The 21,961-nt window shown below is 68.6% G+C and carries 1 protein-coding gene; it reads right to left on the bottom strand.

The features are described from left to right. Positions 1–117: 117 nt before the first annotated feature. Entirely contained in the window at positions 118–21,852 is a 21,735-nt protein-coding gene (locus tag K3M35_RS10410; protein WP_220666389.1) for a non-ribosomal peptide synthase/polyketide synthase, read from the bottom strand. Positions 21,853–21,961: the final 109 nt, after the last annotated feature.

The following is a 21,961-nucleotide window of genomic DNA, read 5'->3' on the forward strand; positions in this document are numbered from 1 at the left end:
ACTCGACAGTAACCTCTCTGGTTCATCTCCCGAGTCGCCCTCGACGTTACCGGGCGGTACCTCCGGGGTCCCACCTCGCGCATCGGCGGGGCCGTCCGAGGACGGCCCCACCTGCGGTCAGTCCGGATCGGAGAGCCGGTGCACCCGGTGCGCCGCGCCCCATTCGTCGAGCAGATCCTGGGGCGCCTCGTCGACCACGACAACCACCGCGAGATCCTCGAGACTGCCCGGCTCGAGCGTGCGCAGCGAGGCTTCCGGCAGGTGGACGTGCGTGACCCACTCGTTGTAGAGCACACCGTCCAGGGAGGCCCCCGACACCGTCTTCTCGGGTACGACCACGACGACCGCACCCGTCGCGGTCACGGCCAGCGGCTCGAGGGCCACCGATTCGACGTCGACGCTGCCCAGGGCTGCGCTCCGCGACTCGTAGGTCAGCTCGTACCTCTCGCGCAGCTCGTCGATCCGCTCGAGAAGTTCGGCGTTCGTGAACGTCCGCGACCCGATGACCGCCGCTGCGTCCGACGGTTCCACCGGACGCAGCCGGTCCGAGTACGTCACGGGAGCGGCCGAGAGAGCCGACAGGTCCGTCTGCACCTTCTCGTGGTCCACGACGATCCAGTCGCCCGACAGGGATCCTGCCGCCTTCGAGAGGGTCAGACCCACCGCGGCTCCCGCCGGCAGCTCTTCGCCGTGGCGAGCCGGGTCGACCATCACGAGTGCCGAGCCGGTCTTGGCCACCGCCCACTGCGCGACCACCGAGTCCACCGATCGTGGCATCGAGACGGCGACAGCATCGCCTGTTCCCAGCCCGCGATCGATGAGCATGCGGGCCAGGCGGGAAGACCGTTCGTCGAGTTCGCGGTACGAGATCTCCACACCCTGCCCGTCGGCCTCGGGTTCGGCGGGCACGGCGAGTGCGGGCGCCGAGGGGTCCATTTCGACCACCTCCGCGAGCACAGTGGCGAGGGTGCCCGCTCCCGTACCGCCCACAACCGCGGAGGGCCCGGATTCGGCCACGATGCGCGCGAGTTCGTCGGCCTCGACGAGTTCGATATCGGCAACCGCCGTGTCGGAATCCTCGACGAACGCCTCCAGCACACGCACGAATCGTCGGGAGAGGTGAACGACCTCGGCCTCGTCGAAGAACCGCTCCAGGTACTTGAAGGTCAGTTCGATCTCGCTGTCGGCGACGGTGAGCAGCGTTATCGGGTAATGCGTGGCGTCCTTCACTCCGACGCCCGTGATCGTCATGCCGTCGATCGAGCCCGCAGCGTCGGACAACGCGTCCCGATCGATCGGGTACGACTCGAACACCAGCAGGGAGTCGAATCCGATCGGCGTTCCGATGCGCTGTTCGATGTCGGACAGGCCGACATAGTGGTGATCGAGCAACCCCGCCTGCTCCGCCTGCAGACGTCGGAGCATCTGCGACACGGATTCGTGCCGGTTCGTCCTTACGCGCACCGGCAATGTGTTGATGAACAGACCCACCATCGACTCGACGCCGGGCAGGTCGGCGGGACGACCCGACACGGTCGCGCCGAACACGACGTCCGAGCTGCCGGTGATGCGGCCGAGCACTACGCCCCAGGCAGCCTGCACGAGGGTGTTCACGGTTACGCCGAGATCGGCCGCGAGGGCGGTCAACCGGGCGGTGCGCTCGGTGTCGAGCAGGACGCGGACCGTGGAGATCGTGTCGTTCCCGGGGTCGCGCTGAACCGGAGCGATGGCGGTCGGATCTCCGAGCCCTTCGAGCGCGGTGGCCCACGCGTCGAGCGAAACCGTCCTGTCCTGCTCGGCGAGCCACGCGAGGAAACTGCGGTAGGAGCGCGCGCGCGGCAGTGCCGTGGGATCACCGCGAAGCACGTACAGGGCCATCAGATCCTGCATGAGCAGCGGCATCGACCAGCCGTCGAGAAGGATGTGATGGGTCGTGACTCCGAGGTGGTACCGGTTCGTTCCGGATCTCACGAGCAGGAACCGAATGAGCGGTGCCGACTCCATGTCGAAGCGGCGGGACTGCTCGTCCGCCAATGCCGATGCGACCGCGGCCATCCGTCGCTCGTCCTCGGTGTCGCTCGAATCGAGTTCTCGCCAGGGAAGCTCGACGTCGTCGAGCACCAGTTGCAGGGACCGTCCCTCCGCGTCCGTGACGAAAGCGGTCCTGAGATTCGGGTATCGGTCCAGCAGTGCTTGTCCGGCCGCACGCAGGCGCGCCGGATCCACCTCACCCTCGAGGTCCAGCACGGCCTGCATGGTGTAGACGTCGACGTGCTCCTCGGTCACCATCGACGCGTGGAACAGCAGACCCGCCTGCAGCGGCGACAGCGGCCACACGTCCGAGAGCGCCGGGTAGCGCTGCTCCCATTCCTCGATCTCGCTTTGTCCGAGACCGGCGAGCAGCAGGTCGGACGGTGTCAGGCCACCCGCATCCGGTGACGCCGCGTACTGGGCGAGAGCGCTCAGTGCCTGCGACCAATGCTGAGCAAGCTCGTCCACGTCGTCGGAATCCAGCAGCCCCGACGGGAAGGCGATGCTCGCGCCGAGCTGCGGTCCGCCGTCGCCGTCCGAGACGATCGCATTGATATCGACGCTCGCGTTGGCGGGCATGTCGGCGTCCTGAGCAACATCCAGCTCGCCGAGCGCGGAGGTCGGTGCCCAGCCGATCTCCGCGAGACCCTCCGGTACGTCCGCCGACGACATCCGGCCCAGATAGTTGAAGCTCACCTGCGGCACTCGGGCGATCGACGCCAACCGCGCCGACGATTCCGGATCCAGATAGCGCAGCAGGCCGAATCCCATACCCTTGTCCGGGATGGCCAGGAGCTGTTCCTTGACCGCCTTCACGGCCGATCCGATCGCAGCGCCACCGGCGAACGCCTCGTCGACGTCCACTCCGGTCAGGTCGACCCGGACCGGGTACGCACTGGTGAACCACCCGACCGTCCTCGACAGGTCCGCTCCCGGCAGGACGGACTCCTCCCGCCCATGACCTTCGAATTCGACCAGTGCCGAAGACGATTCGATGCCTCGATCGCGTCGCCACCGCACGAGTGCCAGGCCGAGCGCAGCCATCAGGCCATCGGCGACACCACCGCGGAACAATGTCGGCACCGACGTCAGCAGAGCATCGGTTTCGGACGCCGGGAGAGACAGCTCGACCCGTCGGACGGTGGAAACGGTGTCGACGGCAGGATCGAACGGACGTGAGCCCAGAGCCGGGTCCGGGCCCTCCAGAATGCGCTCCCACAGAGGAAGTTCCGCCCGGCGCTCCGAGGCCGCAGCCACGAGACCGTGCGCCCATCGCCGCAGGGACGTGCCCACGGCGTCGAGCGACACTTCCTGGCCGGAGACGATCTGCCCCCAGGCCAGGCCGAGGTCCGGCAGCAGGATGCGCCACGAGACGCCGTCCACGACCAGATGGTGGGCGACGACCGCGAGGATGCCCGCACGCTCACCGCCGAAATCGAACCACACGAACCGGAGGACCGAACCGCTGCCAGGATCGAGCCGGCCCAGCGCTGCGTCGATCTCGCGTTCCGCAACGACGGTCAGATCTGCGTCGCTGATTCCGGCGGGTAGCTCGACCCGTTCGAGAATCGACACCGGATCGACACTCCCCGCGGCGCGAACGCGTAGGACATGCTCCCCATCGGTTCCGCGCTCGAGGATCGAACGCAGGGCATCGTGGTGATCGACGACAGCACCGATCGTACGAACGAGCACGTCCTGATCGATCCCGCGCGGCAATGTCACGGCGACGATCTGCGAGAACCGATCGAAACCACCGGGCCACGACAGGACCTCATGCATGATCGGCGTCAGCGGAACCTCGCCGACACCGCCACCGGGAAGCTCGGCCGGACGCAGTGTCGTCCCGCCCTCGGAGCGCGTCGCGACCTCGGCGAGACCGGCGACCGACCGACGCTCGAAGACGTCCCGGGGGGTGAACACCACACCGCGCGCCTTCGCCCGCGACACCAACTGGATCGACACGATGCTGTCGCCGCCGAGCGCGAAGAACGACTCGTCGACGCTCACCTTGTCCAGATGCAGAACCTCCGCGAACACCTCGGAGATGATCTGCTCGACCTCACCCTCGGCAGCCCGGTACTCACGCTCCTCGATCACCGGTTCCGGCAGCGCATCGCGATCGAGTTTGCCCACCGGCGTGAGCGGCACCTCGTCGAGTACCACGATGGCCGACGGCACCATGTGCGGCGGCAACGACCGTGCCACGAACTCGGTCAACTCCGCCGTGTCGACCGTTCGGCCCCGCACCGGCAGCACGTACGACACCAGCACGGTGGCGCCGGAACCGGTGGTCCGGCCGAGAGTAGCCGCAAAATCCACACTGTCGTGCCCGGCGAGAGCCGCGTCGATCTCGCCGAGCTCGATACGGAAACCGCGGACCTTGACCTGGAAGTCGCTGCGGCCGACGAATTCGAGCTCGACGGGACCGCCCTCGATCGAACGCCAGCGAACCACGTCGCCCGTGCGGTACATGCGCGAGCCGTCGCTGGTGTAGGGATTGGCGACGAACCGCTCGGCGGTCAGGGCGGTGCGCCCGTGGTAGCCCCGCGCGAGCGCGCCACCTGCCATGTAGAGCTCGCCTGCGACACCCTCGGGCACCGGGTTCAGCCGGGCATCGAGGACGAGCGCGGATACACCGTGGGTCGGGTTGCCGATCGTGATCGGCCGGCCCGGTTGCAGGCGGGCGAACGACGAGATGATCGTGGTCTCGGTGGGGCCGTAACCGTTGAAGTACTTCCGTCCCGGCGCCCAGCGACCGAGCAACTCGGGTGTGGTGACGTCGCCGCCCACCGACACCACCTCGAGGCTGTCGATACCGGCAGGATCCATCGTGCCCAGCACTGCGGGCGTGATGATCGTGTGGGTCACCTGTTCGGTCTGCAGCAGTTCCGCAAGATCCGGGCCGCCGATGATCCGGCCCGGCACGATCACCAGCGTCGCACCGCTCGAGAATGCAGCCATCCACTCGAGCACCGACGGGTCGAAGCTCGGCGAGCAGATGTGCAGGAACCGGTGGCCGGCACGCAGGTGGTAGAGGTCCACGGCGGTGTCGACGACGCCACCGAGACCGGTGTGGGTGACCACGACGCCCTTGGGCCTACCCGTCGAACCCGACGTGTAGATCACATAGGCCGGGTGTTCGAGCCGGATCGGCCGCACGCGATCGGCGTCGGTGACCGGCGCACCGGACCGCGCGTCCAGTTCCGCGGCCGTCTCCGGCGCGTCGAGCACGACCCAGTCGGAGTCGTCCGGCATCGCCTCGCGATATTCGGCCCCAGTGATACCCATGGCCGCTCCGGAATCCGCGAGCATGTAGCGCACGCGGTCGATCGGGTAGTTCGGATCGACCGGCAGGTGGGCGGCACCGGCCTTCGCGATCGCCCACACGCTCAGCACCATCTCGTACGAACGCGGGTACGCGACGGCGACGATGTCCTCCGGTCCGACCCCTCGCTCGATGAGCATGCGGGCCAGGCGCGACGAGGTCTCGTCGAGTTCCCGGTAGGTGACCGACCGGCCCTCGTACCGCACCGCGACGGCCTCGGGGGCCCGCGCGACGCCCGAAGTGAGGATGTCGGTGAGGCTTCCACCTGCACTGACGCGGTCGCCGTGGACGTGCGTGAGCCGGTCGAACTCGTCTGTGTCGAGAAGCGGTAGATCTCCGACCGGCAGGTGCGGATCGCCCAGTACTCCCGCGACGAGCATCTCGAACCGTCGAGCGAATCCTTCGATCGTCGAGCGGTCGAACAACGCACTCGCGTAGGAGAATTCAGCCGAGATTCCGGCGGGGCCATCCGATCCGCCGCGATGCTCGCGGAGGGTCAGCGACAGGTCGAACTTGACGGTGTCGACCTCGAAGGGCACTCCGGACACCGTGAGTTCGGGCAGTTCCAGCGCCGTCTCGGGCAGGTTCTCGAACGACAGTGCCACCTGGAACAGCGGGTGGCGTGCCGTCGACCGCTCGGGGGCGAGGATCTCCACGAGCCGCTCGAAGGGGATGTCGGCGTGGGCGAACGCCTCGAGGTCGCCCTCCCGCACGCGCGAGAGGAGGTCCGAGAAGCTCTTGCCCGCGTCCACCCGGGTGCGCAGGACGAGCGTGTTGACGAACATGCCGACCAGGTCGTCGACCTCCGATTCGCCACGACCGGCGATGGGCGTGCCGATCGCGATGTCGTCGCTGTCGGAGATCCTCGACAGAAACACCGCGAGCGCGGTGTGCATCACCATGAACATCGTGGTGCCCGTGGAGCGTGCGAGTGCCGCGAGGCCGCGGTGCAGGTCCGCGCCGAGGACGAACTCGATCTTGCCGCCGGTGAAGGACTGGATCGAAGGACGCGGCCGGTCCATGGGGAGATTCAGCTCGTCAGGCAGACCCGCGAGCGTGCGCTTCCAGTACTCGGCCTGCGCAGCGAGCAGGCTCTCGGCGTCGTCCTCTCCGCCGAGGACCGCGCGCTGCCAGATGGCGAAGTCGGCGTACTGCACCGGCAGCGGCGCCCAGCGGGGGGCTTCACCCTCGGCGCGGGACATGTACGCCGTCATCACGTCGCGGGTCAGCGGCGAGATGGACCAGCCGTCGGCGCTGATGTGATGGACGACGAAGACCAGCACATGATCGCGCTCGGAGAGCTCGAACAGTCTTGCGCGCAGCGGGATCTCGGTGGTGACGTCGAACCCGCGGGAGACGACCGCCGTCACCTTCTGCAGCAGGTCGTCCTCAGTGGCCGATTCGACGTCGATGTCGGGTGCGGCCTCCGCGACCGGGAGTATCAGCTGGTAGGGCTGTCCGTCGATCTCGGGATAGATGGTGCGGAGCACCTCGTGCCGGGTGAGCAGGTCTTGGACCGCTGCCTGCAGCGCACCGAGGTCGAGTGCCCCGGTCAACCGGACCGCCACTGGGATGTTGTCGACCGACGACTCGGTGTCGAAGCGGTTGAGGAACCACATGCGCTGCTGCGCGAGCGACAGCGGCACACGTTCAGGCCGCGGCTGCGGCACCAGCGGCGGACGTGCCGCCGCATCGGTGTGCTGCTCGGCCGCGACGGCGAGCGCCGCGACACTGGGGGCTTCGAACAGCACGCGAACGGGGACGCGGGTGTCGAGCGCCGCGCCGATCCGCGAGACGACCTGGGTGGCGAGCAGCGAGTTGCCGCCGAGTTCGAAGAAGTCGTCGTCCACACCCACGCGGGTGAGGCCGAGGACGTCGGCGAACACGCCGGCGACGATCTCCTCGACCGGGGTGCTCGGGGCACGGAATTCGCGGGTCTCGAAGACCGGCTCGGGCAGGGCCCTGCGGTCGAGCTTGCCGTTGACGTTCAGCGGCAACGCATCGAGCGTCACGAACGCCGACGGCACCATGTACGACGGCACCTGAGCACCGAGGGCGGATCTTATCGACTCGATGTCCGCCTGCGCATCGTCCACGGGCACGATGTACGCGACCAGCTGGGTGCCGACCCGCTCGTCCTCGCGAGCGATCACCGCGACATCACGCAACGCATCCATCGCCCGCAGAGCGGATTCGATCTCACCGAGCTCGATACGGAACCCACGCACCTTCACCTGGAAGTCCGTGCGCGACAAGTAATCCAACTGCCCGTCGCGGGTCCAGCGCACCAGATCGCCCGTACGATACAGACGTTCACCGTCACCGAACGGCGACGCGACGAACCGCTCCGCACTCAGATCCGCACGCCCGAAATACCCGCGCGCGAGCTGCGCACCCGCGAGATACAGCTCGCCGGCGACACCGGCCGGAACCGGATGCAGACGCTCGTCGAGCACATACACCCGGGTGTTCCACTCGGGCACACCGATCGGCACCGACGCACCCGAGACATCGGTGACATCACCGGCGGTGACCGACACCGCGGCCTCGGTCGGACCGTACAGGTTCACGAGCCGCGCACGGTTGTGGGTCAGGAACCGCTGGGCGGTCGCCGGCGGCAGCGCTTCGCCGATGGCGAGGATGTGGCGTAGCGAGGAGGCCAGCACTCCGTCGGCGTCGACCATCAACGCCTCGAGCATCGACGGCACCACATGCAGCGTCGTCACCGACTGCTCGGTCAGCAACCGGTTCAGATAGGCCGGATCGCGATGACCGTCGGCCGACGCGATCACCACACGACCACCGGAGACCAGCGCCGACCAGAACTCCCACACCGACAGGTCGAAGGTCGCCACCGTCTTCAACAGCACCGCATCATCGGCACCGAGACCGAAATACTCACGCTTCCACAGCAACTGGTTGACGATCGCCGCATGCGGCACCGCCACACCCTTCGGCCGGCCCGTCGAACCCGACGTGAAGATCACATACGCCGTGTTCGACGCACGCAACGGCGCAATCCGCTCGGTGTCGGTCACCGGCACCGCGGACAGCTCGGACAGATCCAGGCTGTCGAGCAACAGGATGGGGACAGACTTCTCCCCCGGTGCCGTGAACTCGTCGCGTTCGGTGGACAGCACCACCACCGGAGCGGCGGTGTCGAGAATGTACGCGTTGCGATCGTCCGGCTGATCCGGATCCACCGGCACATACACGCCACCGGCCTTGACCACCGCATACATACCGACCAGCAACTCCACCGAACGACGCATCGCCAGCGCCACCGTCGACTCCGGACCCACACCCTCCGAAATCAACCTGCGCGCAAGACGATTGACACGCGCATCGAACTCCAAATAGGTCAGCGACCCACCCTCGAACACCAACGCCGGCGCATCCGGCACCCGCGAGACCTGCTCGTCGAACAGATCGACCAACGTCGCCGACCTGGTGGGGTGTGTGGTGTCGTTCCACGCCTCGAGCACTCGCGCGGTTTCCACGGTGTCGAGGAGGGTCAGATCGCCGACCGGCAGTGCCGGGTCGTCGACCACGGCGTCGAGCACGCGGATGAACCGGGCGGCGAACTCCGCGACCGTCGATTCGTCGAACAGATCGGTCGCGTAGGTGAAGTAGCCGGTGATGCCAGTGGGCGTGCCGTCGTCGCTGTAGCGGTCGGTGACGATCAGGTGCAGGTCGAACTGCGAGATCTCCATGTCGGTGTCGAGTCCGGAGATGGTGAGACCGGGGAGTTCGAGTGCGGCCTGCGCGAGGTTCTGGAACGACAGACCCACCTGGAACAGCGGGTGGCGTGCCGTGGATCGTGCGGGGTTGAGCACCTCGACGAGCCGCTCGAACGGCACGTCGGCGTTCGCGAACGCGCCGAGGTCGGCCTCACGGGTCCGTCCCAGGAGTTCGGTGAACGACGCGTCCGAATCGACGTGGGTCCGGAACACCAGCGTGTTGACGAACATGCCGATCAGGTCGTCGAGTTCGCGCTCGCCACGACCGGCCATCGGCGTGCCGATCGCGATGTCGTCGCTCGAGGACATGCGTGCGAGGAACACCGCGAGCGCGGTGTGCAGCACCATGAACATCGTGGTGTTCGTGCGCCGGCCGAGATCGGCGAGGCGTCGGTGGAGTTCGGCCTCAACGGTGAAGTCGACGCGGCCGCCCCGGAACGACTGGACAGCGGGACGCGGCCGGTCGCTCGGGAGATCGAGCTGGTCGGGCAGTCCGGCGAGGGCCTGCTTCCAGTACTCGACCTGCTTGGCGGCCAGCGCTTCCGGGTCGTCCTCGTCGCCGAGCACCTCGCGCTGCCAGATGGCGAAGTCGGCGTACTGCACCGACAGCGGCTCCCATGCCGGGGCGTCGCCCTGCGACCGCGCGACGTAGGCCGTCATGAGGTCGCGCGTGAGCGGACCCATCGACGAGCCGTCGGCGGAGATGTGGTGGACCACGAAGGCGAGGACGTAGTCGGATTCGCGGACCCGGAACAGTCGCGCACTCAGCGGCACGGTCGTGGTGACGTCGAAGATCGTCGCCGCGAGTTCCTGGACGGCGACGACGATGTCCTCCTCCGGCACGTCCACCGGGGTGAGGTCGGGGACCGTCTGCGCGGCCGGAACGATGACCTGGACGGGACCGTCCTCGGTCTCCGGATAGAAGGTGCGCAGCGATTCGTGACGGGCCACGACGTCGCCGACGGCGGCCTGCAGCGCGTCGACGTCGAGATCGCCGGTGAGCCGGATCGCGATCGGCACGTTGTAGGCCGACGATTCGGTGTCGAATCGGTTGAGGAACCACATGCGCTGCTGCGCGAGCGACAGCGGGATGCGTGCGGGCCGCTCGATGGCTTCGAGAGGCCGGCGGTCCTCGCCACGCTGCGACTCGACCGCACCGGCGAGCGATTCGACGGTGGTGTTCTCGAAGAGGGCACGCACCGGAACCTTCGCGCCGAGTGCGGCTCCGAGCCGGGAGGCCACCTGGGTGGCGAGCAGCGAGTTGCCGCCGAGTTCGAAGAAGTCGTCGTCGAGACCGACCCGTTCGACGCCGAGCACCTCGGCGAAGACCGCGGCGACGGCCTGCTCGGCCGGCGTGACGGAGGTCCGGAATTCGCGGGTCTCGAAGACCGGCTCGGGCAGGGCCCTGCGGTCGAGCTTGCCGTTGACGTTCAGCGGCAACGCATCGAGCGTCACGAACGCCGACGGCACCATGTACGACGGCACCCGCTTCGCCAGGTCGCTTCTGACGGTCGCCACATCGAGAGCCTCCGCCTCGGCGGGCACGACATACGCGACCAGCTGCGTGCCGACCCGCTCGTCCTCCCGGGCGATGACCGCGACATCACGCAGCACATCCATCGCCCGCAGCGCGGATTCGATCTCACCGAGCTCGATACGGAACCCACGCACCTTCACCTGGAAGTCCGTGCGCGACAGGTAATCCAACTTCCCGTCACGGGTCCACCGCACCAGATCGCCCGTACGGTACAACCGCTCCCCGTCACCGAACGGCGACGCGACGAACCGCTCCGCACTCAGATCCGCACGCCCGAAATACCCGCGCGCGAGCTGCGCACCCGCGAGATACAACTCGCCGGCGACACCGGCCGGAACCGGATGCAGACGCTCGTCGAGCACATACACCCGGGTGTTCCACTCGGGCACACCGATCGGCACCGACGCACCGGAGGTGTCGGTGACATCACCGGCGGTGACGGACACCGCGGCCTCGGTCGGACCGTACAGGTTCACCAGCCGGGCGGCATTGTGCTCGACTAACCGCTTCGCGGTGGCCGGCGGGAGGGCCTCACCGATCGCCAGCACCTGACGCAACGACGGTGTGAGGATGCCGCCCGCATCGACCATCAGAGCCTCGAGCATCGACGGCACCACGTGCAGCGTCGTCACCGACTGCTCCGTCAGCAACCGGTTCAGATAGGCCGGATCGCGATGACCGTCCGCCGACGCGATCACCACACGCCCACCGGACACGAGAGCCGACCAGAACTCCCACACCGACAGGTCGAAGGTCGCCACCGTCTTCAACAGCACCGCATCGTCGCTGCCGAGACCGAAATGCTCACGCTTCCACAGCAACTGGTTGACGATCGCCGCGTGCGGCACCGCCACACCCTTCGGCCGGCCCGTCGAACCCGACGTGAAGATCACATACGCCGTGTTCGACGCACGCAACGGCGCGACCCGTTCGCCGTCTGCGATGGATGCGTCCGAGACGTCCGAGAGATCGAGCGTGTCGATCGCCAGGCTCGGGACAGACCTCTCCCCCGGCACGACGAAATCGTCGCGTTCGGTCGACAGCACGACCACCGGCGCCGCGGCGTCGAGGATGTAGGCATTGCGCTCGTCCGGCTGATCCGGATCCACCGGCACATACGCACCACCGGCCTTGGCCACCGCATACATACCGACCAGCAACTCGACCGAGCGACGCATCGCCAGCGCCACCGTCGACTCCGGACCCACACCCTCCGAGATCAACCTGCGCGCAAGACGATTGACCCGCGCATCGAACTCCGCATAGGTCAGCGACTCACCCTCGAACACCAACGCCGTCGCATCCGACACCCGCGAAACCTGCTCGTCGAACAGATCGACCAGGGTCGACGTCTGCTCCACCGCACGGTCGGTGGCGTTCCACGACTCGAGGATCTCGACCCGCTCGGATCCGTCGAGCATGTCGATGTCGCCGACGGCCGTGGCCGGGTCGGTGACGATCGCTTCGAGGACACGCACGAAGCGCTGTGCGAAGCCCGCGACCGTCGACTCGTCGAACAGATCGGTCGCATACGTGAAGGTGGCATCGATGACGTCGGGCGCACCGTCGTCGTCGTAATGGTCGAACACCGTGAGCTGCAGGTCGGTCTTGGCGAGCTGCAGTTCGAAATCGGTGGAGCTCACCGTCAGTCCGGGCAGTTCGAGCTGGGTGCGCGCCAGATTCTGGAACGACAGACCCACCTGGAAGAGCGGGTTGCGGGCGGTCGAGCGCACCGGGTTCAGCACTTCCACCAGGCGTTCGAACGGCACATCGGCGTTCGCGAACGCGCCGAGGTCGGTCTCACGGGTGCCTTCGAGGAGTCGCTCGAAGGACTGGGCCGGATCGACGTCGCTGCGGAAGACCAGCGTGTTGACGAACATGCCGATCAGATCGTCGAGCTCGCGCTCGCCACGACCGGCGATCGGGGTGCCGATCGCGATGTCGCGGGTGCCCGAGAGCCGCGCCAGCAGAGTCGCGAAGGCCGCGTTGACGACCATGAACAGCGTCGCGTTCTTCGACCGCGCGAGTTCCTGCAGGCCGCGGTGCAGTTCGGGCGAGATCGTGACCTGCAACGATTCACCGCGGAAGCTCTGGCTCGGCGGACGCGGGCGGTCGGACGGGAGATCGAGCTGGTCGGGCAGGCCGGCGAGGGCCTGCTTCCAGTACTCGACCTGCTTGGCGGCCAGCGATTCCGGATCGTCCTCGCTGCCGAGCACCTCGCGCTGCCACAGCGCGTAGTCGGCGTACTGCACGGGCAGCGGTTCCCATGCCGGGGCGTCCCCGTGGGAGCGCGCTGCATAGGCCGTCATCAGGTCGCGGGTGAGCGGGCCGACCGACGCACCGTCGGCCGACACGTGGTGTACGACCAGCGCGAGGATGTGCTCGTCGTCGCTGACGCGGAAGATGCGCACCGCGACGGGCACCTCGGAGGTCACGTCGAAGGTCGTCGACATGAAGGCGACGATCTCGGGTTCGAGTTCGGCCTCCGCGACCTCGCGCACGACGAGTTCGGGCAGCGCACCGTCGAGCGGGAGCACCACCTGGTGCGGGCCCTCCGGCGAGTCCGGGTAGATGGTGCGGAGCGATTCGTGCCGCGCGATGACGTCGCGTGCTGCCGCACGGAGCGCCTCGACGTCGAGGGTGCCGACGAGCCGCACGGCGATCGGGATGTTGTCGACCGCGGAGGACGCCGTGTCGAACTGGTTGAGGAACCAGTAGCGCTGCTGCGCGAGCGACAGCGGAACCCGATCAGGTCGTTCGGTGGCGACGAGGGGCCGGCGCGGACCGCCGGAGACCCCGCGTTCGAGGCGTGCCGCAAGCTCTTCCACGGTGGAGGCCTCGAACAGCAGGCGCAGCGGAACGGTGGCGTTCAGCGCCGCACCGATGCGGGAGACCACCTGGGTGGCGATGAGCGAGTTGCCGCCCAGCGCGAAGAAGTCGTCGTCGAGGCCGACGCGGTCGACACCGAGGACCTCGGAGTAGATCGACGCCACGACCTGCTCGGTGGAGGTGGTGGGAGCGCGGAACTCCTTGACCTCGAAGACCGGGTCGGGCAGTGCCTTGCGGTCGAGCTTGCCGGACGCACCGAGCGGCATGGTGTCGAGGAGCACGTAGGTGGCGGGCACCATGTAGGCCGGCAACTGCGCGGACAGTGCCGCACCGGCCGCCACCTGATCGAAGGTCGCACCGGCCTGCGGGACGACGTAGGCGACGAGCTGGTCCTGACGGACGAGCACGACGGCCTGGTCGACCTCGTCGAGGGCGAGCAGCGCGGTCTCGATCTCGCCGAGTTCGATGCGCAGACCGCGGAGCTTGACCTGGAAGTCGGTGCGGCCGATGTAGTCGAGTTCGCCGGCGCCCTCCGTCCAGCGCACGAGGTCGCCGGTGCGGTACAGCCGCTCACCGTCGCCGAACGGCGAGGCGACGAAGCGTTCGGCCGTGAGGTCGGGGCGCTGCATGTACCCGCGGGCGAGCTGAGCTCCCGCGAGATAGAGCTCTCCCGCGACCCCCACGGGCACGGGCGCGAGACGCTCGTCGAGGACGTAGACGCGGGTGTTCCACACGGGGGCGCCGATCGGCACGGAGACCGTGTCGGCGTCGGTGGCCTCGTGGTAGGTCACGTCCACGGCTGCCTCGGTGGGGCCGTAGAGGTTGTGCAGGCCGGCGTCGGACAGCAGTGCCCGCGTGCGTGCGGCCAGTGCGGGCGGCAGTGCCTCACCGGAGGCGAAGACGTGACGGAGCGAGGTGAGGTCGTCGGCCGATGCCTCGGCGACGAACACCGCGAGCATCGACGGCACGAAGTGCACGACGGTCACGCCGCGCCGCTCGATCACCGAGGCCAGGTACCGCGGGTCGCGGTGACCGTCGGGCACGGCGACCACCAGTCGGGCACCGATCTGCAAGGGCCAGAAGAACTCCCACACCGACACGTCGAAGGTGAACGGGGTCTTCTGCAGCACCACGTCGGCGGCGGTGAGCGGGTATTCGTGCTGCATCCAGCGCAAGCGGTTGACGATCGCGCCGTGCGGCACCGCCACGCCCTTCGGGCGCCCGGTGGACCCGGACGTGAAGATGACGTAGGCGGTGTTCGACGCCCGCAGCGGAGACGTCCGCTCGGCGTCGGTGACCGGCTCGGACGCCGTCGCGGACAAGTCGAGGGTGTCGACGACCAGGCTCGGGACGGACCTCTCCCCCGGTACGCGGAATCCGTCGCGTTCGGTGCTCAGCACCACCACGGGCGCGGCGGTGTCGAGGATGTATCCGTTGCGATCGTCGGGCTGATCCGGATCGATCGGCACGTAGGCACCACCGGCCGTGACGACCGCGTACATACCGACGAGCAGATCCAGCGAGCGGCGCATCGCCAGACCCACCGAGGACTCCGGCCCGACACCGAGCGAGATCAGGTGTCGTGCAAGACGATTCACGCGCTCGGAGAACTCGCCGTAGGTCAGCGACTCGCCCTCGAACTCCACCGCCGGCGCATCCGGCGACCGCCGTACCTGCTCGGCGAACAGATCGACGAGGGTCGAGGTGTCGTCGAGCGCGCGGTCGGTGTCGTTCCACTGCTCGAGGACCTGCACGCGTTCGGCGTCGTCGAGCAGGTCGACATCACCGATCGCGACGGAGAGATCGCCGGTGACCGCATCGAGGAGACGGACGAAGCGCTCGGCGACACGCTCGACGGTGCGGGTGTCGAACAGATCGGTGGCGTAGGTCAGGCCCACCGAGTACTCGGCGGCACCGGTCGCGGTCGGCGTCTCGGTGACGACGAACTGGAGGTCGAACTTGGCGGTCGCGATGTCGAGGTCGACGGCCTCGACGGTCAACCGCGGAAGTTCGAGCGTGCCGGTCTCGAGGTTCTGGAACGACAGCATCACCTGGAACAGCGGGTGACGTGCGGTGGAGCGCTCGGGGTTGAGCACCTCCACGAGTCGTTCGAACGGCAGGTCGGCGTGGCCGAACGCTTCGAGGTCGGCGCCGCGCACCTGTCCGAGCACCTGCTCGAACGACTCGCCGCCCTCGACCCGGGTGCGCAGCACGAGGGTGTTGACGAACATGCCCACCAGATCGTCGAGCGCCGCGTCGCCACGACCGGCCACCGGAGTTCCGATCGCGATGTCGTCGGTGCCCGACAGACGCGCCAGCAACACCGCCAGCGCGGCGTGCACCACCATGAACGGGGTCGCGTTGCGTTCGCGGGCGAGCGTGACGATGCGGTCGTGCAGCGTCTCGTCGATGGTGAACTCGTGCAGGGCACCACGATTGGTGGCGACGGCGGGCCGCGGGCGGTCCGCCGGCAGGTCGAGCTGCTCGGGCAGACCCTCGAGCGTGTCCCGCCAGAAACCGACCTGCGAGGAGATGACCGACTCCGGATCGTCCTCCGAGCCGAGCACCTCCCGCTGCCAGATCGCGAAGTCGGCGTACTGGACCGGCAGCGGTTCCCAGCCCGGCTCTCCGCCGGCGGCGCGGGCCGCGTAGGCGGAGACGATGTCGCGGGTGAGCGGGCCCATCGAGAAGCCGTCGGCGGCGATGTGGTGCACGACCAGCGCGAGCACGTGCTCGGTCGCCGACACCGCGAACAGCTGCGCCCGGAAGGGTGCCTGGGCAGAGACGTCGAAACCGGACGAGACGAGATCGGTGATGCTCTGCACCAGCTGCGTCTCGGTGACGTCGACCGGCGTGAGGTCGGGTTCGACCTCGGACACCGGCAGCACCTGCTGGTAGCCCACACCGTCGACGTCCGGGTAGATCGTCCGCAACGACTCGTGCCGGCCGAGCACGTCGACCACCGCGGAGCGCAGCGCCTCGACGTCCAGGGCGCCGGTCAACCGGATCGCGCCGGGGATGTTGTTGACGGCCGATTCCGGTTCGAAGCGGTTGAGGAACCACATCCGCTGCTGCGCGAGCGACAGCGGGACCCGCTCGGGACGTTCCTGTGCGACGAGCGGCGTGCGGCCCTGGGCCTCGCTCTGCTCGACGCGGGCGGCGAGAGCGGCCACGCCGGGCGCCTCGAACAGGACACGAACGGGCACAACGGTTCCCAGTTCGGAGCCGAGGCGCGCGACGACCTGCGTCGCGATGAGCGAGTTACCGCCGAGGGCGAAGAAGTCGTCGTCGAGCCCGACACGGTCGACACCGAGGACGTCGGCGAACACGCCGGCGACGACCTCCTCGACCGGGGTCGTGGGTGCACGGAAGCCGCGAGCCTCGAAGACCGGATCGGGCAGCGCCTTCCGGTCGACCTTGCCCGAACTGCCGAGCGGCATCTCGTCGAGGACCACGAACTGCGACGGCACCATGTAGGCCGGGAGCACCGCGCCCAGCGCGGCCTGCGCACCGTCGCGGTCGAAGGTCGTGTTCGGGGCCGGAACCACGTAGGCGACGAGCTGATCGTGCCGCACCTGCGCGGCAGCCTGCGACACCCCGGTGTGGTCGAGCAGTGCGGTCTCGATCTCCCCCAGCTCGATACGCAGACCGCGGAGCTTGACCTGGAAGTCGGTGCGGCCGAGATACTCGAGATCACCGCTGCGGTCGTTGCTCCAGCGCACGAGGTCGCCCGTGCGGTACAGACGCTCACCCTCGCCGAAGGGCGAGGCGACGAAACGCTCGGCGGTCAGATCGGGGCGGCCGACGTAACCGCGCGCCACCTGCACGCCCGCGAGATACAGCTCACCCACGACACCGGCGGGAACCGGCGACAGTCGCGAGTCGAGCACGTAGGCGCGGGTGTTCCACACCGGAGCACCCATCGCGACGGAGCCACCCGTCGTTCCTGCGACCGGGCGGGCGGTGGCGTGCACCGTGGCCTCGGTGGGGCCGTAGAGGTTGTGGAGCTCGGCGTCGCTGATCCGCGAGAACTGCTCGGCCACCGACATCGGGAAGGCCTCACCTGCGACGAGCACGGTGCGCAGCGACGCGCAGTCGTCGGGCGACACCGACGCGGCGAACACCGCGAGCATCGACGGGACGAAGGAGGTCGCCGTCACCGCGCGCTCGCGGATGACGGTGCCGAGATAGGCGGTGTCGCGGTGACCGTCCGGGACCGCGATCACCATGCGCGCACCGACGGCGAGGGTGCCGAAGAGTTCCCACACCGACACGTCGAAGGTGAACGGGGTCTTCTGCAGCACCACGTCGTCGGGGCCGATCCCGTATTCGGTGGTGATCCACCGGATCTGGTTGACGACCGAGGCATGGGCGACCGCCACACCCTTCGGGCGTCCCGTCGATCCGGAGGTGAAGATCGAGTACGCGGTGTTCGACGGCCGCAACGGCGCGAGGCGGTCGGCGTCGGTGACCGGCTCGGCCGGTGTCGCGGACAGGTCGAGGCCGTCGATCGCGAGCGACGGCACCGATGCCGTGGCCGGCACGGAGAATCCGTCGCGTTCGGTGGTCAGCACCACCACGGGAGCGGCGGTGTCGAGGATGTAGCCGTTGCGATCGTCCGGCTGATCCGGATCGATCGGCACGTAGGCACCACCGGCCGAGACGATCGCGTACATACCGACGAGCAGATCGAGCGAGCGACGCATCGCCAGACCCACCCGCGCGTCGGGGCCGACGCCGAGCGAGATCAGGTGCCGCGCAAGACGGTTCACGCGCTCGGAGAACTCGCCGTAGGTCAGCGACTCGCCCTCGAACTCCACCGCGACCGCATCCGGCGACCGCCGGACCTGCTCGGCGAACAGATCGACGAGAGTCCCGGCGTCGCCGAGTTCGTGCTCGGTGGCGTTCCACGTGCCGAGCACATCGGTGCGCTCGGCATCGTCGAGCAGCGCGACATCACCGACCGGAAGTGCGGGTTCGGTCACGACCGCGGTGAGGATCCGGGTCAGGCGCTCGGCGAAGGACTCCATCGTCCGGGCGTCGAACAGATCCGTGGCATAGGTGAGGTCGACGAGATACCCCTCGGCGGTCGCGTCGTCCGAGACGGTGACCTGCAGGTCGAACTTCGCCAGTGCCGCGTCGACGTCGAGCGCCGAGACGGTCAGGCCGGGCAGTTCGAGGGCGTCGGCGTCGAGGTTCTGGAACGCGAGGAGCACCTGGAACAACGGGTGCCGTGCCGTCGACCGTTCGGGGTCGATGATCTCGACGAGCCGCTCGAACGGCAGGTCGGCCTGCCCGAACGCCTCGAGGTCGGCGCCGCGTACCTGTCCGAGCACCTGCTCGAACGACTCGCCGCCCTCGACCCGGGTGCGCAGCACGAGGGTGTTGACGAACATGCCCACCAGGTCGTCGAGCGCCGCGTCGCCACGACCGGCCACCGGGGTGCCGATCGCGATGTCGTCGGTACCCGACAACCGCGCCAGCAGCACCGACAGTGCCGCGTGCACGACCATGAACTCGGTGGTGGAGGTGCGGCGGGCGAGATCGCGGACGGCGGAACGGAGTTCGGAGTCCAGGACGAACCGGTGCGAGGAACCGCGGTAGCTCGCGACGGCCGGTCGCGGACGGTCGGCCGGCAGATCGAGCTGCTCGGGCAGACCCGCGAGGGTCTCCCGCCAGAACGCGACCTGCGAGGAGATGACCGACTCCGGATCGTCCTCCGAGCCGAGCACCTCCCGCTGCCAGATGGCGAAGTCGGCGTACTGCACCGCGAGCGGTTCCCACTGCGGGGCGTCGCCCGAGACGCGTGCGGCGTAGGCCGTCACGACGTCGCGGGTCAGCGGACCCATCGAGAAACCGTCGGAGGCGATGTGGTGCACGACCAGCACCAGCACGTGCTCGGTCGCCGACACCGCGAACAATTGCGCCCGGAAGGGGACCTGCGTCGTCACGTCGAAGCCGGTGCCGACGATCTCGGTGGCCCGGGCGATCAGATCGGACTCGGCCACCGGGACCGGCGTCAGGTCGGGCACCACCTCGTCCACCGGCAGCACCTGCTGGTAGCCCACACCGTCGACGTCCGGGTAGATCGTCCGCAGCGACTCGTGCCGGCCGAGCACGTCGGTCACCGCGGCCTGCAGGGCCGCCGCGTCGAGTGCCCCCGACAGGCGGATCGCCACGGGGATGTTGTCGACCGCCGATTCGGGCTCGAAGCGGTTGAGGAACCACATCCGCTGCTGCGCGAGCGACAACGGCACCAGTTCCGGACGCACCTGCGGGACCAGCGGTGCGCGTCCGTCGCCACCCGAGGCCATGGCGGCGTCGACGAGCGAGGCGAGTTCGGCCGCCGTCGGGGCGTCGAAGAACTCGCGGACGTCGATGCGGACCTTGTGATCGGCGCTGAGCCGCGCGACGACCCGCGTCGCGCTCAGGGAGTTGCCGCCGAGTTCGAAGAAGTCGTCGTCGACACCGAGCTGCTCGATACCGAGGACCTGCTCGAAAGCGGCGACGACGGCGCGCTCGGTCGCCGTCGACGGCGCGCGGTATTCGCGCTGCAGGGAGCTGAAGTCCGGTGCGGGCAAGGCCTTCCGGTCGAGCTTGCCGCTGCCGCCGAGCGGGAACTCGTCGAGTTCGACGAACAGCGACGGCACCATGTAGTCGGGCAGGCGCCGGCGCACGGCGTCGGCGAGCTCGGACCGTTCGATGTCGTGCCCGTCGGTGACGAGATAGGCGACGAGGTGGTCGCCGAGCGTGGGGTCGGAGTGTACGACGACGACCGACTGCCGCACGCCCGGATGGTCGAGCAACGCCGATTCGATCTCGCCGAGTTCGATGCGCAGACCGCGCAGCTTCACCTGGAAGTCGGTGCGACCGATGTACTCGATCTGCCCGTCGTCGTTCGTCTTCACGAGGTCGCCGGTGCGGTACATGCGGTCACCGGGCTCGCCGAACGGGTCGGCGACGAAGCGATCGGAGGTCAGATCGGGGCGACGGAGGTAGCCGCGCGCGAGCTGGACGCCCGCGAGGTAGAGCTCACCCTCGACACCGTCCGGGACGGGACGCAGGCCCTCGTCGAGGACGTAGAGGCCGGTGTCGGCCACGGCGGCACCGATCGGCACGACGGTGTCGTCGGCCGAGGTCGCGAAGTAGGTGACGTCGACCGCGGCCTCGGTGGGCCCGTAGAGGTTGTGCAGACGCGCCGAGGAGATCTCGTAGAAGCGGGCGACGGTCTGCGGCGGCAGCGCCTCACCGGACGCGAAGACGTAGCGCAGGGTGCTCACCGACGCGGCGGTGGGCTCGGTGAGGTAGACGGCGAGCATCGACGGCACGAAGTGCGCGATCGTCACGCCGCGTTCGATCATCGTCTGCGCGAGATAGGCCGGGTCGCGGTGCCCGTCGGGCACCGCGATCGTGAGGCGGGCACCCACCTGCAGCGGCCAGAAGAACTCCCAGACCGACACGTCGAAGGTGAACGGTGTCTTCTGCAGCACCACGTCGTCGGCGCGCATCCCGTATTCGGACTGGCGCCAGTCGATGTTCGCGACGATCGCCCGGTGCTCGACGGCGACGCCCTTGGGCCGTCCCGTCGAACCGGACGTGAAGATGACGTAGGCGAGGTGATCGGCCGTGAGCGCGCCGCGGCGCTCCTCCGGGGCGATCGGCTCGTCGGAGACCTCCGACAGGTCGAGGGCGTCGATCGTCAGCGCCGGGACCGAATCGGGAAGATCGACGGCGTCGCGCTCTGTGGTGACGACGGCGACCGGCTCGGCGATCTCGAGGACGTAGGCGAGGCGATCGGCCGGATGGTCGGGATCGAGCGGCACGTAGGCGCCACCGGCCTTGACGATGGCGTACATGCCGACCAGCAGATCGAACGACCGGCGGACGGCGAGACCGACCCGTGCGTCCGGGCCCACACCGAGACCGATCAGGTGACGTGCGAGACGGTTGGCGCGGGCATCGAATTCGCGGTAGGTCAGGGCCTGCCCGTCGAACTCGAGAGCGACCGCATCGGGGGTCCGCGCCACCTGGGCGTCGAAACGCGCCACGAGGGTGTCGGGATCGACCGTGGCCGATGCTGCCGCATCGTCGCCGAGCACCTCGACGGCGTCGGCCAGCAGGGCGTCGACCACCCCCGCGAGACCCGGAGCACCCAGCAGAGCGGGCGCGATGTTCGACAGGACGACGGGGAACAGCGCGTCGAAACCGAGCGCGCCACCCATCGCGGTGTCGAGCGTGGCGATCTCGTCGCGCAGGCGCGCGTAGCCGATACGGGTGTCACCGTCGGTGAGGGCGACGCGGTCGGGTTCGATCTCCGCGACGGCGGCGAGCAACCGGGGAAGGTCCTCGATCGCCAGCGCCGGCTTGCCCGCCATGTCACCCGTCATCTACGTCAGCCTCCTGAAATAACCTGCGCTCGGCATCACGCTGCGCACGCGACACCGCCCCCCGCTGCCACCCGGCACCGTACTGGCCGGGCAGTCGAACGACAGCCGA

Origin of the sequence: Rhodococcus sp. DMU2021, assembly GCF_019641445.1 — a bacterium.
GTDB lineage: Bacteria > Actinomycetota > Actinomycetes > Mycobacteriales > Mycobacteriaceae > Rhodococcus > Rhodococcus pyridinivorans.